19 protein-coding genes are annotated in these 17,054 nt (G+C 35.9%); 15 read left to right on the plus strand and 4 right to left on the minus strand.

Going from position 1 to position 17,054, the window contains the following annotated elements; translation table 11 throughout:
* Positions 1 to 6 precede the first annotated feature (6 nt).
* The 10 genes from ASJ80_RS16390 (at position 7) to ASJ80_RS16435 (ending at position 10,400) form a co-directional block, all read left to right on the plus strand.
* Positions 7 to 375, plus strand: a complete 369-nt coding sequence (locus ASJ80_RS16390; protein ID WP_069582433.1) for a P-II family nitrogen regulator — start codon at positions 7 to 9, stop codon at positions 373 to 375.
* Positions 376 to 428: 53 nt separating this feature from the next.
* Positions 429 to 1,874 carry a nitrogenase subunit alpha gene (locus ASJ80_RS16395; protein WP_069582431.1) on the plus strand — a complete coding sequence of 482 codons (1,446 nt, stop codon included), beginning with the start codon at positions 429 to 431 and terminating at the stop codon, positions 1,872 to 1,874.
* A complete protein-coding gene (locus ASJ80_RS16400; protein WP_069582429.1) occupies positions 1,874 to 3,256 on the plus strand; it encodes a nitrogenase component 1 in 1,383 nt (460 codons plus the stop codon). The genes ASJ80_RS16395 and ASJ80_RS16400 overlap by 1 nt, the downstream gene beginning before the upstream one ends.
* Positions 3,257 to 3,351: 95 nt before the next feature.
* Positions 3,352 to 4,710, plus strand: a complete 1,359-nt coding sequence (nifE, locus tag ASJ80_RS16405) for a nitrogenase iron-molybdenum cofactor biosynthesis protein NifE (protein ID WP_069582427.1) — start codon at positions 3,352 to 3,354, stop codon at positions 4,708 to 4,710.
* A gap of 1 nt (position 4,711) precedes the next feature.
* Positions 4,712 to 6,088, plus strand: coding sequence for a nitrogenase iron-molybdenum cofactor biosynthesis protein NifN (nifN, locus tag ASJ80_RS16410; RefSeq protein WP_069582425.1), 1,377 nt, complete (start codon positions 4,712 to 4,714; stop codon positions 6,086 to 6,088).
* Complete coding sequence (locus ASJ80_RS16415; RefSeq protein ID WP_069582422.1) at positions 6,089 to 6,409, plus strand: NifB/NifX family molybdenum-iron cluster-binding protein; 321 nt, start codon at positions 6,089 to 6,091, stop codon at positions 6,407 to 6,409.
* A 60-nt stretch (positions 6,410 to 6,469) separates the two neighbouring features.
* Complete coding sequence (locus ASJ80_RS16420) at positions 6,470 to 6,682, plus strand: 4Fe-4S binding protein (protein ID WP_245837604.1); 213 nt, start codon at positions 6,470 to 6,472, stop codon at positions 6,680 to 6,682.
* A gap of 15 nt (positions 6,683 to 6,697) precedes the next feature.
* Positions 6,698 to 6,886: a 4Fe-4S binding protein gene (locus ASJ80_RS16425; RefSeq protein ID WP_069582418.1), complete on the plus strand. Its 189-nt coding sequence runs from the start codon at positions 6,698 to 6,700 to the stop codon at positions 6,884 to 6,886.
* A gap of 482 nt (positions 6,887 to 7,368) precedes the next feature.
* Positions 7,369 to 9,321, plus strand: coding sequence for a molybdopterin-dependent oxidoreductase (locus ASJ80_RS16430; RefSeq protein WP_069582414.1), 1,953 nt, complete (start codon positions 7,369 to 7,371; stop codon positions 9,319 to 9,321).
* Between the two features lie 200 nt (positions 9,322 to 9,521).
* The gene (locus ASJ80_RS16435) at positions 9,522 to 10,400 is read left to right on the plus strand and encodes a C1 family peptidase (protein ID WP_069582411.1); all 879 of its coding nucleotides are present in this window, start codon (positions 9,522 to 9,524) and stop codon (positions 10,398 to 10,400) included.
* A gap of 60 nt (positions 10,401 to 10,460) precedes the next feature.
* On the opposite strand, the gene ASJ80_RS16440 is transcribed toward ASJ80_RS16435, so the two are convergent.
* Together ASJ80_RS16440 and ASJ80_RS16445 are read right to left on the minus strand one after the other, a co-directional pair.
* On the minus strand, positions 10,461 to 11,555 hold the full coding sequence (locus ASJ80_RS16440; RefSeq protein WP_069582409.1) for an inositol-3-phosphate synthase: 1,095 nt from the start codon (positions 11,553 to 11,555) through the stop codon (positions 10,461 to 10,463).
* 339 nt (positions 11,556 to 11,894) lie between these two features.
* Positions 11,895 to 12,335: a small multi-drug export protein gene (locus ASJ80_RS16445; RefSeq protein WP_069582407.1), complete on the minus strand. Its 441-nt coding sequence runs from the start codon at positions 12,333 to 12,335 to the stop codon at positions 11,895 to 11,897.
* Positions 12,336 to 12,512: 177 nt separating this feature from the next.
* Here ASJ80_RS16445 and ASJ80_RS16450 point away from each other — a divergent pair, with 177 nt between their 5' ends.
* Positions 12,513 to 13,076: a hypothetical protein gene (locus tag ASJ80_RS16450; RefSeq protein WP_069582404.1), complete on the plus strand. Its 564-nt coding sequence runs from the start codon at positions 12,513 to 12,515 to the stop codon at positions 13,074 to 13,076.
* 49 nt (positions 13,077 to 13,125) lie between these two features.
* Here ASJ80_RS16450 and ASJ80_RS16455 read toward each other — a convergent pair whose 3' ends face one another.
* Complete coding sequence (locus tag ASJ80_RS16455) at positions 13,126 to 13,416, minus strand: DUF2769 domain-containing protein (protein WP_069582402.1); 291 nt, start codon at positions 13,414 to 13,416, stop codon at positions 13,126 to 13,128.
* 18 nt (positions 13,417 to 13,434) lie between these two features.
* Positions 13,435 to 14,319, minus strand: coding sequence for a hypothetical protein (locus tag ASJ80_RS16460; RefSeq protein ID WP_245837605.1), 885 nt, complete (start codon positions 14,317 to 14,319; stop codon positions 13,435 to 13,437).
* Between the two features lie 349 nt (positions 14,320 to 14,668).
* Here ASJ80_RS16460 and ASJ80_RS16465 point away from each other — a divergent pair, with 349 nt between their 5' ends.
* The 4 genes from ASJ80_RS16465 (at position 14,669) to ASJ80_RS16480 (ending at position 17,024) form a co-directional block, all read left to right on the plus strand.
* Positions 14,669 to 14,965, plus strand: a complete 297-nt coding sequence (locus ASJ80_RS16465; protein ID WP_069582400.1) for a DUF2769 domain-containing protein — start codon at positions 14,669 to 14,671, stop codon at positions 14,963 to 14,965.
* Between the two features lie 32 nt (positions 14,966 to 14,997).
* A complete protein-coding gene (locus tag ASJ80_RS16470) occupies positions 14,998 to 15,885 on the plus strand; it encodes an EamA family transporter (protein ID WP_069582396.1) in 888 nt (295 codons plus the stop codon).
* A 123-nt stretch (positions 15,886 to 16,008) separates the two neighbouring features.
* On the plus strand, positions 16,009 to 16,575 hold the full coding sequence (locus ASJ80_RS16475) for a PadR family transcriptional regulator (protein ID WP_069582392.1): 567 nt from the start codon (positions 16,009 to 16,011) through the stop codon (positions 16,573 to 16,575).
* Positions 16,566 to 17,024 (plus strand): GyrI-like domain-containing protein, encoded by a 459-nt coding sequence (locus ASJ80_RS16480; protein WP_069582390.1) that lies wholly within the window; start codon positions 16,566 to 16,568, stop codon positions 17,022 to 17,024. Before ASJ80_RS16475 ends, ASJ80_RS16480 begins: the two co-directional genes overlap by 10 nt.
* Positions 17,025 to 17,054: the final 30 nt, after the last annotated feature.

Consider the following 17,054-nt stretch of genomic DNA (forward strand, 5'->3'; position numbering starts at 1 on the left):
GTCTCTATGAAAGAAATAGTAGCAATTATTCGACCTAACAAAATTAACCGGACAAAAGAGGTGCTCGATGCTTTAGGTTTTCCTGCCATGACTGCAAATGCAGTTTTTGGGAGAGGAAGGCAGAAAGCAATCCTTGGGGAAGTGACCTTTGATGTACAGGATAAAAATCTTTGTAAAGAAGAAGGAAGCATGCGTTACGTTCCTAAAAGAATGATATCCCTGGTTGTCCCTGATGAAGATGCTTCTTTGGTGGTTGAATCTATAATGAAAGTAAACAAAACTGGTCAGATTGGAGACGGTAAAATATTTGTTTGCCCAATAGAAGAGGCAGTTAGAGTTAGAACAAAAGAAACAGGAGAAGACGCAATTTTGTAAATTAATAAAATTGCACTCTTTTATTTATAATTAAATTTATAAGGAGATTAAAAATGCCTTTCAAACTTTTTGAGGTGTCTAAACCTATCCCTGAGAGGAAAGAACACACATATGTAAAACACTGTGGGGATCCTGAGGACTGCCTTCCTAAATGTAATTCAAAGACCATTCCGGGTTCTATGACAGAGAGGGGATGTGCATTTGCCGGAGCTAAAGGTGTTATAACTGGAGCTATAAAGGATGTAGCTCATATTGTACACTCTCCTGTGGGATGTACAGCTTACGGTTATGGGACAAAAAGGTACCCAACAACCACAGATATGCCAGACGGCAGTCAATTCCCTATAAAAGATTTTAATATCAAATACATCATTGGAACAGATTTACAGGAATCAGATGTAGTATTTGGTGGAATGAAAAAGCTACGTCAAGCTATACTTGACACTAATAAAGAATTCCCATTCGTTAGTGCAATTTACCTGTATGCAACATGTACTACTGGACTTATAGGCGATGATTTAGATGCTGTAGCTAAAGAAATGGAAGAAGAATTAGGGAAACCGATCATAGCATTTAATGCACCAGGGTTTGCTGGGCCAACCCAATCTAAAGGGCACACCATTGGAAACAATGTCTTATTTAGTAAATTGGTAGGTACAACAGAGCCGCCAGCAACTACTCCCTATGATATAAACCTCATCGGTGAGTACAATATTGATGGAGACCTCTGGTTGCTTAAAGATTACTTTAAAGAAATAGGAATAAATGTCTTGAGCACTTTCACAGGTGACTGCTGTCATGATGAAATCGGGTGGATGCACAGGGCAAAATTAAGCGTGGTAAGGTGTCAGAGATCTTCTACTTACATAGCAAAAATGATAGAAGACAAATATGGTATTCCTTACATGAAAACTGACTTTTTCAGTACCAAATACTGTGCAGAAAACTTAAAAACTGTAGCAAGATTCTTTGGTCTGGAAGATAAAGCGGATGAATTAATTGCTAAAAAAATGGCTGAAGTAGGTCCTGAATTAGAATTTTATAGAAAGAAATTAGCTGGAAAAAAAGCGTTTATCTTTTCTGGCGGACCTAAAAGTTATCACCTTTCTGTTCCATTACAGGAAGAGTTAGATATGGACGTCACTGGTGTTTCATCTATGTTTGAACACGAAGATGGATTTGAAAAGATGAAAAGCAGGTTAGACGAAGGAAAACTCGTAATAGATGATCCTAATGCACTTGAACTGGAAGAACTAATCGAAGATTATGATATAGATCTGATTATGGGCGGTGTAAAAGAGAAGTACTTTGTCCATAAATTGGGAATACCATGTCTATTGATTCACTCATATGAAAACGGACCATACATCGGATTTGAAGGATTTGTGAACCTTGCAAGAGATATGTACACTGCTATTTACAATCCTGTATGGAATATGCTTGAATTTGAAGAGACTGAAGAACCAGATGTACCAAACGTTGAAGAGGAGGCAAAATAATGAGCATGAATCTTATAGAAAAAGACAGAGTAGCTACAATTAATCCTCTAAAAACCTGTCAGCCGCTGGGAGCAATGTGGGCTGTCACTGGGATTAGCAGGGCGGTTCCTTTAGTTCACGGTTCTCAAGGATGCTCAGCGTTCGTTAGATACTGCCTTTCTCGTCATTTCAGGGAGCCTTCTGAAATTGCTGTAACATCCCTTCACGAGGATGCGGCAGTTTTTGGTGGAAGAAAAAATCTTGTTGAGGGTATCCAGAACGTTGCAATAAGGCTTAAACCTGATTTCATTGGCGTAATTACCACATGTTCCAGTGAGATAATCGGTGATGATGTAATTGGGTTTATAAAAACAGCAAAAGGAGAACTTAAAGAAAAAATTGGTGAAGAAGCAGTTGAAAAAATAAAAATTATACCAATAAGTACTCCAAGTTTCGTTGAAACACACCTTAAAGGCTACGATAATACAATTAAAGCTTTGGCTGATTACGTAGCTGAACCTTCGCAGCCCAATGAAAAGATAAATATAATTCCTGGAATGGTAAACCCTGGAGATATACGTGAAATAAAACACATGCTCAGACTCATGGATATTGAAAGCATAGTCCTTGCGGATATTTCCGATCCATTTGATGCGCCACTCCGGCCATCTACAACTGAATACAAGCCGTATTATCCAAAAGGAGGAACAACTGTAGATGAAATCGTTGATTCAGCAAACAGTGTAGGTACCATATCTCTTACTAAGTATGCGGGTTCAGGTGCTTTATCTCTGGAGAAAAAATATAATGTTCCTGCAGAACTGGGTCCAATTCCTATAGGTGTTCGAAATACTGATCAATTCCTTAGGAACTTGAAAAAACTCACTGGTCAAGATATTCCTGATTCGATCTTGGATGAAAGAGGTTTACTGATAGATTCCATGGCGGATGTAGCTTCAAGATATCTCTTTGATAAAACGGTAGCTATCTATGGAGATCCTGAAATCACCTCTGGAATAGCAAGGTTCGTTGGGGAACTTGGTATGGAACCGAAACTGGTTCTTACTGGATCTAAAAGTCAGGAATTTGTTAAAGACATAGAAAAAGTAGCCAAAGAAACTGGAGCTGAGATAGATACCATGATTGATCAGGATTTAAGGTCAATGGAAGTGTATCTCAAGGACAATCCTGTGGATCTGATGATAGGAGGATCAGATGCAAGGCTTATGGCTAAAGAAAATGATATTCCTCTGGTAAGAGTCGGATACCCGGTTTATGACCGTGTAGGATACCACAGGCGCCCTATAGTTGGGTACAATGGTGGTATTCAGCTTATGGATCTGATAACTAACACAGTACTTGAAAAATACTATGAACCAGAACACTGGAAACTCCAGCAGTAGATTAATAGATAGATGGGCTCGATTGGGCCTATTGTATTTTTTTTAGATTATTTAACTAATTAAGGAGAAATATTTAGAATTTAGGGGTATTTATAATGGAACCTGTTACTGAAACATTTGAGTCTCGTAAAAAACACGTGTGTGTAAAAGGAGAAGGATTATCTATTCCTGTATGTGATAAGGCTAGTCTTCCAGGTACAGTTACCCAGAGAACATGTGTTTACGGTGGAGCAAGAATTGTTTTAATGCCAATTACAGATTCAATTCACCTGGTACACGGTCCGATAGGATGTGCTGCATGTACATGGGATATAAGAGGAAGTAAAACTTCAAGGGAAGATATATACAAAAAAGGATGTTCTACAAACTTACAGGAAAAAGATATCATCTTCGGCGGAGAAAAAAAGTTATATGAAACCATAATAGAGCTTAATAAATTATACAAGCCTGGAGCAGTATTTGTATATGCTACATGTGTTGCAGGTATAATTGGAGATGATATTAAAGCAGTGTGCAAAAAAGCGGAAGGAATAACTGGATGTAGAGTTATACCAGTTCAATCTGAAGGTTTTCAGAACCACAATAAGACTAAAGGGCATTGGATAGGTGGTGATGCATTACTGGACTATGTAATTGGAACAAAAGAACCTGAAGAAACTACTCCCTTTGATATCAATATAGTGGGTGAATTCAATGTTGCAGGGGATCTCTGGGGAATTAAACCCTTACTTGAAGAAATGGGCGTCAATATAATCAGTACATTAACAGGAGATTCCCATGTGGATGAAATAGCTCAGGCACACCGGGCTAAGCTCAATATAGTGCAGTGCCAGAAATCTTCAAATTACGTTGCCAAAAAAATGGAAAAAAAATATGGAATACCTTTTATAAAAGTTAATTTCTTTGGTCTTGAACAAACTGTAGCCTCTTTAAGGGATGTCGCTGATTTCTTTGGAGATGAAGAAATGATAGAGCGGACCGAAAGAATAATCGAATCAGGACTCAAAGAGGTATCACATAAAATTGAAGAATATAAGAAAAGATTAACTGGAAAAACTGTTGCTCTCTATGTTGGAGGTAACAAAGCATGGTCTCTTGTAAGGCCTTTTGAAGAATTAGGTATGGATGTAATGATGTCTGGAACAAAAAATGGAATTAGAGAAGATTATGAAATGATCAAGGAAGCTGTGAGAGATGGTACCATAATTGTAGATGATGCAAATTCAGCAGAATTAACCAGACTTCTTAAAGAACACAGGCCAAATCTACTAATATCTGGTGCTAAAGAGAAATACATCTCATTAAAGCTCGGAATCCCATTTTGTGACTTTAACCATGACAGAATAACTGCATTTGCAGGATTTAGGGGATTTGTAAGCTTTGCAAAAGAAGTGGACGCTTCAGTTTCAAGTCCAGTGTTTGAACTAACCTCCAAAAGTTTGAGAGGTGACTAAAATGCATCACGATAAAAAATTTGCTGTAGTAAATCCCTCCAAAATGTGCCAGCCAATGGGGGCCATACAAGCCCTTTTAGGGGTTAAAGACTCCATGCCTCTTATTCACGGCTCCCAGGGCTGCAGTACATATATAAGGTTTCAACTCACCCGGCACTTTAGAGAACCTATAGAAGTTGCATCAACTTCCATGAGTGAAAAAACTGTAATCTATGGTGGCGAATTCAATTTAATGAAAGCTTTAAAAAATATCACCGAAAAACAGTCTCCAAGCATGATAGCAGTTACATCAAGCTGTTTAACAGAAACCATTGGGGACGATATGGTGGGAATTATAGAGAAATTTGAAGATGCAAATCTGGACAAAGAACTGCCTGTAATTATCCCTATTTCAACTCCAAGTTATGTTGAATCCCATGTTGAGGGGTACAACCGTACTGTAAAAGCACTTGTTGAGCATTTAGCTACTCCAACAGTCAAAAATGGAAAAATCAACATAATTACAGGTAACATATCACCTGCAGATGTAAAAGAGGTTAAAAATATCTTAAAAGAGATGGACTGCGAAAGCATCATTTTAACAGACACCTCAGAAAACCTTGACGCACCACTTACTGAAGATGCTCTATCTTTATATAATGGAGGAACCACCATCGAGGAAATTGAAGATACGGCCAATTCATTAGGTACAATCTCATTATCCAAACATGTGGATTCTGCAGGGGTATTCCTTGAGAATAAATTTGGGGTTAAATCTATATCTGGACCTATTCCTATAGGCCTTGAAAATACAGACAGTTTTGTAAAATATGTATCTGAAATTGGGGATTTAGAAATTCCCGAATCAATAGAAAAAGACAGAGGTAGACTTATAGACGCAATGGTAGATGCCCATTCATACAACTATCACCGAAAAGTGGCTATATTTGGAGATCCTGACTTTGTATCTGGATTGACACGCTTCACCTGCGAAATGGGTATGATCCCAACTGTTGTATGTACTGGTACCAAAAGTAAAAGGTTTATTGAAGACATTAATAATATTTCGGAGGAAAAAGGAGTTTCGCCTACTATCTTAGCAGGTGGCGACCTTTATGATATGCACAGAGAAATTAAAGAATCTGGAGCAGATATTTTAATTGGAAATGCTTATGGGGCTAGTATAGCCCAGGAAGAAAACATCCCTCTATTTAGAGTAGGTTTTCCAGTATTTGATAGATTAGGAGCACAGAGAATATCTGTACTGGGGTATAATGGAGGTATTGACTTCGTTGACAAATTAACAAATACAATACTTGATTTCTACTATGATGAAGCTGGATATGAAATAGAAGAGCCAGAAGAAGTGGTGGAAGAATTTGCCAGGGAGGAGATTTAAGTGAAGATAGCAGTAGCATCAACAGATGGTAAGCTAGTAGATCTGCATTTTGGGGATGCAGATAAATTTTTAATATATAAAATTGAAGATGGAGAAGGTAAATTCCATGAAATAAGAGAAAAAACAGCTATGCCTTTAAATAATCATCAGGAACGTTGGGTAGCATCAATAGATCTTATAAATGATTGCAAAGCAGTTCTCTGCAATAAAATTGGAAATGAACCTACGATTGAACTTAGAAAATTAGGAATAAAACCAATACAGCTTGATTGTGAAGTTAAAGATGCTGTTAGTGAGTGTTCAAAACATCTATTGAGTTAATTGGTTCTTTATGCCAGAGATATGGTAATTTACCTGATCTAAATATAGTAGGTGGGATTAATGTTGATAACGGTTAACATATCACTGGATTATGGGAGATGTGAAGGATCAGGATGTGGGGCATGTGTGTGTATATGTCCTACTAATGTTTTTACACTTAAAGAGGGTTGTGTGTCAATAAAATCACCAGAATATTGTAAATTATGCGGTAATTGTTTAGATATTTGTCCTTATGGGGCTATAGAAATAGAAGAAATAGATGGAACTTTTTAAAACGGGGAGATACAAATGGTTAATGTAAAAATTGACTTTGGAAAATGTGATGGTATAGACTGTGGGGAATGTGCAGATGTCTGCTCAATGGAAATTCTCAAACTTGAAGGGAACAAAATAGTAATTGTGAACCCTGGAGAATGCAGTTTATGCGAAACATGTACTGATGTTTGTCCTAATGGAGCTATTGAACTGGAAGAATAATCAGGATATGGATACAAAAAGGATAAATAAATTATTTACTTTTTTATCGCTCAAAATCCTCGAAAATCAAAGATTTTCGGGACTGTCAAACGCAAAGCGTTTGAGCATGTAAAAAATCTCCGATTTTTTACGGTTGCAAATTTTCAATTTGCAAACATTGGAAATCGAAGATTTCCAAAGGTTAGAAAATGCAACGCATTTTCTAAAAATTCAAGAATTTTTGGCGCCGTAGGAAATGTAACTAACAAATCTTCGATTTGTGCTCCAAACCATTCGGGTTTGAGAGTTTCCTCGGCCCCGAAATCATAGATTTCAAGGGCTTTTGAAAATCGAAGATTTTCGATGCACCAAACATGAAATGTTTGAGTGCCCCAAACACCATTAGTGTTTGAGGGTTAGGAAAATTTTTTAGTATATTTAGATAATATAACGATAATACCAGTTAATTTTATTAAAATTTAATATTCATAGGGTGATACTTCTTGAAAACAGTTGTTACAGCATGTACGAGGGATTGTACTGGTGCATGCAGCATACTAGCAAGTGCAGAAGACAGTAAAGTTACTAAATTACGTGGAAATAAGGAACATGATGTAACTGCAGGGTTTTTATGTAAAAACACTTCCCATTATTTAAAAACTTATTTTTACAGCTCTAACAGGGTTCTCCATCCTCTTTTAAAAGAAAATAATGTGTGGAAAAAAATAAGCTGGAATGAAGCGCTTGATATTGCAGCTTCAAAGACATCTGAAGTTATTAAAGAATATGGAAGTTCGGCAATCCTGTATTATCAAGGGTTCGGTGCCCGTACAGCTCTACAAGCTATGAACAGGCGATTTTTTAATCTACTTGGGGGAGTAACAACTACTTACGGCACAGTATGTGGTGGAATTGGCCATTCTGCAATGGAACTTGACTTTGGTACCAAGATATCCCACGATCCACTTGATCACATCAACAGTAATTTAATAATCGTCTGGGGAAGGAACCCTGCGGCAACAGACGTGCATCTGTGGAGAATTTTAAGAAAAGCAAAAAGAAATGGAATAAAAATAGTAGTTATAGATCCGGTAAAAACAAAAACTGCAAAACAGGCAGACGAATTTATACAGCCTGCACCAGGTTCAGATTTATATCTTGCAATGTCACTTGCTAAAATCGTCTTAGAAACTGATAATGTGGACTATGGTTTTATAGAAAATTATACCAAAAATTTTGATTCGTATAAAAAAATACTTGGCAAATATTCATTTGGATATTTATCTGATAAATGTGATGTTGATCTAGACAAAATAAGAGAATTAGCACTTGAATATGCGCAGGGTAAACCTTCAAGCATCATTACCGGATGGGGGCTTCACCGATATGTACAGGGGCATCTTGCTTTCCGCATGATTGATGCTCTTGCTGCTGTAACTGGAAACATTGGGGTCTCTGGAGGGGGTGTAAGCCAGGGATTTGAGGAGTTTGAGTACTTTGATTTTTCCTCTGTAGAACTAAATGAACGTGGAAAAAATCAGAGGAAGCTTCCAATGCCTAAAATCGGTGAAGCTATACTTGATACAGACAACCCTCCTATAAAACTTATATTTTTAGCCTCTGGAAACCCAGTTAATTTAAATCCAGATTCATTAAAGGTTAAAGAAGGTTTTGATAGTGCAAATTTTGTTATAATGATGGATCACTTTCTAAATGATACCTCAGAAAGTGCAGATCTATTTCTGCCTACTACTACTTATTTGGAGGAAGAGGATCTAATTGGAAGTTATGGCCACAACTGGGTATCTCCAATAAATCCAGTAGTGCCTCCACAAGGAGAGGCAAAATCTGAATTTGAGATATTCCAACTTCTCGCGCGGAGATTAGGGATTTTTGATGAAATGTCAGGAAGTGCTAAGGACTGGCTCAAAAAACTGGCAGCACCGATATTAGGTCAAGGTATAACCTTTGAAGACCTTCAAAATGCCCCTCAAAGGATGATCAAAAAAACTGAAATACCGTTTGCTGACATGAAATTTAAAACAGAATCTGGACGCTTTGAATTTATAGAAGAACTTTCTGTCAAGGATATAAGTATAGAAGAGTTCCCATTAAAACTTCTTTCAACAATGGCAGAAGAATTCATAGGGTCTGTAGTTCCTGAAAGTGAGCTGGTAGATGGATTTTTAGAAGTCCATGTTCATCCAGATATCTTGAAGGAAAATAATTTAGCTGATGGGGATAAAGCACTGATTGAATCTCCTATTGGAAGCCTTGTTGTTAAAGTGAAAGAAGATGATGAAGTTAGAAAGGACTATATCCTTACATATAAAGGCGGATGGTTAAAATATAATAAATGCGTGAATGTTTTAACTCAGCCTATAATGAGTGAGATTGGGGATGGAACTCCTTACTATGATACGAGGGTACGGATTAAAGGAATAGATAATAGCTAGGAACTGTGATCATCTGTTTCCAATATGGTTGAATCCTTAAAACATTTTACAACATATTTTTTTACTTTATTTCTATAATTTTTAGATATTCAGTATCATTATTATTTAGATGTTCTTAATTTTTGATTAAATGTAACTTTATATATCTGTAAGTACTTACAAAACTTTAATTAAATGGACTTAATTAAAGAGGACTAAATATGGATAAAATTTTTGAAAAACGAATGGGCTGGCGCCCGGATATCCCTGATTTAAGGGATTATACCTTTGAACATGACAATATAAAACCTATGCTGGAAAAGATAGGTATTGTTGAATCTGTAAAAAAGCTTCCGGCTACTGCAGATTTAAGAGCATGGTGTTCTCAGGTAGAAGACCAGAAAAATTTAGGGTCGTGTACTGCCAATGCAGGCGTTGGACTTGTTGAATATTTTGAGCGTAAAGCATTTGGTAAACATATGGATGCATCTAGACTTTTCCTTTACAAAACCACCCGAAGATTGATGGGCTTGAAGGGGGACAGTGGGGCTGACCTTAGATCAACTATGGGTGCGCTGGTGCTTTTTGGAGTTCCTCCAGAAAGGTATTGGCCTTATACAGACAAAAACCCTGATTTTGACAAGGAACCAGACACATTCTGTTATGCATGTGCTGAAAATTACCAGTCTATTCAATATGTAAAACTGGATCCTCCATCTACCCTTACAAATGATCTTTTAGATAGAATCAAGACAAATCTGGCTGCAGGATTACCTTCTATGTTTGGATTTACAGTATACAGCTCAATAGAACAGACAATAGATAACGCTGGAAAAATACCATTCCCTTGCGGTGGAGAACAAATTGAAGGTGGACATGCTATCGTGGCAGTGGGATACGATGATAAAATGAAAATTAAAAATAGCAACTGCACCAATTCCACTACTGGAGCTCTTCTTATACGGAATTCATGGGGCACCAGTTGGGGTGAAAAAGGTTACGGCTGGCTGCCATATGAATATGTGCTAAAAGGAATTGCCATTGACTGGTGGACTCTTCTTAAAAATGAATGGGTTGATACTGGAGAGTTTGGACTTTAAAATAGTAATTTATACATTTTTTATTTAATTTTTTAAAATAAAAAATAATTAGAAAATAGTTCACCTTTCTCTTTTACCTTCAATGAATTCATTCACCATGTTGTATGCTTGTTCGTCTATGAACTGTTCTGGCGGATGTTTCATGGTGTAAGCTGAGATTGATGTTAATTGACCTCCAATACCTCTTTGAAGAGCTAATTTACAGCAGCGGATTGCATCTATGACACATCCTGCAGAGTTTGGTGAGTCTTCAACACTGAGCCTTAATTCTATGTTCATAGGTACATCCCCAAATGTTTTACCTTCCATTCTGAGGAAGCAAAGCTTATTATCCTTTTGGAATGGTACATAATCACTTGGACCAATATGAATATCAGAATCTGGAAGTCTTTCTGCAAGTACAGACTGCACAGCTTCTGTCTTTGATTCCTTTTTTGAATCAAGACGATCCCTGTTTAACATGTTCAGGAAATCGGTATTTCCGCCAGTGTTTAACTGGTATGTACGTTCTACTTTTACTCCTCTTTCGCGGAATAGATTAGCTAATGTCCTGTGTGTAATTGTAGCACCTATTTGGGCTTTAATATCGTCCCCTATTGCAGGAATTCCCTTTTCTTCGAATTTTTTAGACCATTCGGGGTCACTTACAATAAAAACAGGCATACAGTTTATAAATGCAACTCCTGCATCAAGGGCACACTGTGCATAAAACCTTACGGCTTCTTCAGAGCCTACTGGGAGATAATTTACGAGCATTTCAGCTCCGCTTTCTTTTAAAACTTCTACAATATCAGATTGTTCTTCACCTGATACCACAAAGGTATAATCATCGTCATAATTGCTCATGTGTGGGGCAACACCGTCTAAAACTTTACCCATCGATACTTTAACTCCCATTTCAGGAATTTCTGGGCAGAAAACATGGGTACAGTTTGGTTTTGCAAAAATAGCTTCGCTTACATCTTTACCTACTTTTCTTTGATCTATATCAAAAGCAGCTACTACTTCTATATCTGATGCAGTGTAATTCCCAATTACGGGATGCATTAAACCAATGGCATCTTCTGGATCCTTGTTTTTATAATAATGAATTCCCTGTATTAAAGAACTTGCACAATTACCAAGTCCCATTATCGCTATTTTTATCTTCTCCAACTATAACACCCTCTAAAATATATTGAACTGATGATATGTTTATTAATATCATTTAAAATTAATATCAAACTTTATTTTATTATGTTATCCTTATTTTAATTCTAATAAGTAGATTATCTTTAAAAAAAGATTAGCTTAATTATACTATTAAATGTTTCGATCGGCGGGTTACTGGTTATTAGAATTGATAACTATTTAAATTCAACTAAAAAGTCTAAATATTTAAAAAAATATTAATTTAATATTTTTTAACATTTAATATTACTTTTGTAGTTAAAATAATTTAATTTGAAAAATTTTGGGTTGTTATGAAACAGGATATATAATTTAACTAGATCCTTATTTAATGACTCCAAAACTCATAAGTCCTAGATAACCTGCTGATGTAAGTCCTGTGCTCCATATGACAATGCCGATACTCATCCAGATTAATAATGGTTTCTTACGGGATCCTAAAGCGACTCCGAGTGCTGATCCAACTGGAGCACCGAAAAGTAATGGAGATATAAGTCCCAATCCAACTACGCCGTATTTATTCCATATTTTATAATATCTGCTGCCTTTTAAATCTTTATTTTCACCATAACGCCATTTTATAACCTTTTCTCTGATGTTATCTCCAACAGCTGTAACTAGAAATGCAGCTACAATTGCCCCTAATGCGGATGCAACTCCAATTATAACTGGATTAAGGTTGATGGCTAGTCCAAGAGGTATGGCTGCCCATAATTCCAAAATGCCTGCTCCAAAAACAAGTAATGTGCCTGCTACTACGTCCATTTTTGTAACCTTTTAAATTATAATTTGAAGATATTACTCTAATTAATTTTGTATATACGTTTATAACTATAAATATTTTAAAATCTTTATGTGACGAGATTTTATGGGTGATTGATCAGTAAATTAATAAGTATGCTGATTAGACTCATTTTAATGAATTAAAGAGGAAGTGCTGAATTGGATAATAAACACAAAAACATTATATCAGCTGGAATCTTTCTAATTGTGTTTATAATAACATTTTTAGTAAGTGAAGATATCTTAAAATCATTAATTTCAGGCATTTTGGTTGCAATTATAATGGAAATAATCATTAGTAAACATAAAGACACGAAAGAAAATCCTCAATTGCAAGCAAATATTAAAACTAAAAAATATGAACATGGTGAAAACAGTAAAAAGATAATTAACTGGAAAGCTGTATTTGCAGGTTTGCTTGTTTCTGGAATTTTAGTTGCGGCCCTTTTAACTACCCCACCATCGGACGGTACCACTGAACTGTCTGAAGAAGCCTCTATATTACTTACTCTTTCAGTAATGGGGTCTGTTTTCATGGGAGGTGCAATAACAGGTTATATGTCTGGTTCTGGTAAACGTGGCCTGGTTAATAGTGTAATTTTTGCTGTTATATTGGGATTATCCATGGCCCTTTTGAGTCCTTTAATGCTTATATTTACTATCCCGGGACCAATAGGGGGAATTATTGGTGGTGCAGTTGGAAAAATTCTGAAAAATAATTAGTTCATGATGAATTAATTTAATGTAAATTGGCTAAAAATTAATTCATCATTTAACGCTGCTCAAGTTCTGTACCTCTCGTGCAGTAAAAATTGTATTTGACTCCAATTCCATATTCCTGCGCAAATGGGCATGTTGGACACATGCACCCTCTTTCTTTAGTTATACAGCTTTCGCTCTTTCCAGTTACGCAGAATAGTAATTCATCAACTTCTTTTGCACATTCATTGTAAGTTGGACAGATTGGGCATATACAATCTGATTTCATCTGGTTCAGTGTGATAGTTTTATTTTCCTCTGACATTTGATCTATTTCATTCATTTTTTCTTTGAACTTGTCCATTTCCTTCAACCTCTTTTGTTAAATCACTGCTATTGCCCAGTAAACAAATATCAACCATAGTATGGCCAGTACTGCAGTGCGGATTAAAGGTAATTTGCCAAATTTCATTTTAGCTATTTTAGAACCGATGTACCAGCTTAGAATAATTAAGATTACCAGGAGAATACTGTTAATGATGCCTACTATATTCAGCGGGTCCTGAAGCATGACATAAATCCATACAACAGCAGTTATAATTATTCCTAACCATAAAACAGGCCTAATTGCACTGTTTACTTTTATTGTTAGCTGTGTAATTTCTTCTGATTCCCTGGACATTATTAGCATTGCAAACAGGACCATTATAGATCCGAGAGCCAATATGATGCCTAAAAACTCGAAGAACAATGTAGTAACGGGTTTACCGAATATCTGCTCTTTAAGAAGTGGTATTGTTATAACTGCTTTTAGAGATTCATCTGCTGGAAAAGATTCTATATCTCCTACTGCCATTGAATATTTGCCGGTATTGCCTGCATTGAATACTTTGATGTAATATGTTCCTGCACTGACATTTTGGGTGAATTCAGGACCTTGTAGGTAGTAATCACCTCCAAATTCTTCAAACATGGGCATCCAGTCTGATTTTTTCCCATCAAGTAATGCTATGGTTCTTCCAGAGGAATCAGTTATCTGTACTGAGACAAAATCACCACTTATACCTGGGCTTTGCGGCACAAGAATATTCACATACAGTTTAAAAGGCTTATCTGAAGTTATTTTGTAGTAATCTGGTTGCCCATTCAAATTTCCATAAAAAGCCTGAGATATTTCCGGATTCTGAATTACAATAGGGTTATCCATAGAGCTGTTTGTTCCCGCTTCTAAACGGGGTTGATGTGCACTTACTGCACAAATAGACAAAAATAAAACAATTAGTATAATTAACGACTTTAATCCAAAATTTAAATATTTTTGGTTAGTCATACTATATTTTATATAATTTGTATTAAATAAAAATTTCTGATGGCGCTGTAGGTAGCTAATAGTACATACTGTAATTTTTAAATGATTTAATTTTGTTTTAAAAAACGAATAGTGAACTTTATACCTCGTTATTTTGTATTTATGGGAGTTATTTGATTTTTTGATTGGATTCTGCTTTGTTGATGCATCAAGGGCATCATTTTCTAAATTCAAAATGTCTCTAAAATATATTAACCATATTAAAAATATTAATACCACTGAAAAAAATATTTGCTGAGGTGAAAATATGGTAACTATTGATTTTAACATGGATAACATTCAAAAGTGTCTATGCCCCGGATGTCCAGTTCAAGCCAAAAGTGAATGTGTACAGGATAAACTAAACAAATTAAAGTCTCAAAGTGGAGGAACTCCGGGCAAAGATGATGTACCTGGTGTTTACTGTTCAACAGGAAAAGCTACCTGTGAGGGACTTGATCCAAGTCAGATGTGTCAGTGCGGTAAATGTGAAGTATGGAAAGAATACAAGTTAGGTGAGGGAGAGCCTGGAGGATACTACTGCGCAAAAGGAGAAGCAAGATAAGCAAATTATTCAACTAATTTTTTTATTTTTTTATGATAGTTTCTTACATATATGCGATATTATCTGCATTTTTTGAAGCCCTTAGGAACGTATCCGGTAAAATGGGACTAAAAGATATGGATGAATATCTTGTTACATGGGCATTTGGATTTTTTGCACTGCCCTTTTTACTTTTCCCTTATTTTTTTATAAGTATTCCATCACTTGGAAATCAGTACTGGCTTGCATTGATTTCAGATGGTATTTTGAATGTCACAGCAACTATCCTACAATTAAAATCCATAAAACACTCTGATTTATCTTTAGTAATTCCATTAACATCTTTTACCCCTTTATTTTTATTAATAATGGCTCCTTTAATTCTTGGTCAATATCCAACTTTTCTTGGCGTAATAGGCGTCATTTTTATTGTTATCGGCTCTTATATACTAAATACTAAAAGGAAACTGATAACTACACAAAGAAGAACTTCAGATTATCTGGATCATTTCAAAGCAATGGTAAAAGAGGAAGGTCCAAAGCTGATGTTGATAGCTGCGTTTTTATTAAGCATAACTTCAAGTATAGATAAAATAGGCGTTTCAAATTCTTCACCTTTATTTTGGGCGGCATCAGTGCATTTATTTACGTCAGTTACCCTTTCTCCTGTATTAATACATGAATTCCGTAATCATACGAAATTGAAGGGGATGGATATTAAGCTTTTATTTGCAGTTGGAGCTTTCAGCGCTTTATCTTTAGTAGCTCAGTATATAGCTATTACGACCCTTCTTGTTCCATATGTTATTGCAATTAAAAGAACAAGTGCCATAATGAGTGTTTTATTCGGATATTTAATATTTAAGGAAAAAGGGATAAAAGGACGCCTGGCGGGGTCCGTAATAATGGTTTTAGGTGTTGTTTTTATAGCTCTGTCGTGATTTCAAATGGAATTGTATTTTTAGAGTTAAGGATCCCCAATTTATGATCTTAAATAATGTTTTTTGATTATTTATCACCCTTACCAAACATTTTTATACCATATTCTATATTTAGAATATTATATGTCTAGAATATCAGATATTGAAACAGCAATACTTGGACTACTTTATGAAAAACCACAGTACGGCTACCAGCTTGAGAAAACTATAGAGTCATGGGGAATGCGTAACTGGACTCAAATAGGGTTCTCATCAATTTATTATGTCTTAAAAAAGCTGGAAAAGAAAGAACTAGTAACATCGAAACTGAAAAAGGTAGAAGGTAAACCATCTCGTAAGGTTTTCACCATAACTGATCTGGGGCGAGAGACCATGCAAGAACAGCTTAAGGATCTCCTTTCATGGAATAAAAAGTTAATTTCACCCTTTGATCTGGGCATAGCATACCTTAATTATCTTGAACCACGGGAAGTCATTGAATGCCTTGAAAACTACGTAAAATCAGCAGACGGGCGGATTAGATTTTTAGAAAGCTCGGTTAAAATGCAAAAAGAATTAAAAGCCCCTTACTATGTAATTGCCCTATTCAGCAGACCTTTAGAGATCCTTAAAACTGAGATTAAATGGGTAGAACAACTTATTGAAACTATTAAAAAGGAAGAAAATCTTTGGGTGAAAAAATGGAAATAGTGGAAAAGAAACTTGGAAAAAGACAGATTGCGTACGTAACATATAAAGGGTCATATGGGGAAGTCCCCGTTCTCATGGGGGAAATTGTGGGATTCATAATGGCAAAAGGTCTGTCTATAATGGGACCTCCCTTTGGGGTATACTTTAACAGTCCTCAGGAAGTGCCAGTTGAAGAACTAATGTATGAAGTTGGAATGCCGTTTGCGGGAGAAGCAGATGAAGAAGGTCGGGTAAAAATTAAAATGATGCCTGAACAACTTGTTCTTTCAACTGTTTATAAAGGTCCTTACAGTGGATGTGGGACTGCAATTGGAGCGTTGGCTGAATATGCATACAAAAATGGATATGAAATTATTGGCCCTCCTATGGAAACTTATATTTCAGATCCTAATGAAACGCCTGAAAGTGAACTTTTAACCGAGATGTGCTTTCCGGTAATGAAAAAATAATTTATTTATTTTTTATGTAATGTGGGATTG

The sequence above is a fragment of the Methanobacterium bryantii genome, assembly GCF_002287175.1.
Taxonomy (GTDB): Archaea; Methanobacteriota; Methanobacteria; order Methanobacteriales; family Methanobacteriaceae; genus Methanobacterium_D; species Methanobacterium_D bryantii.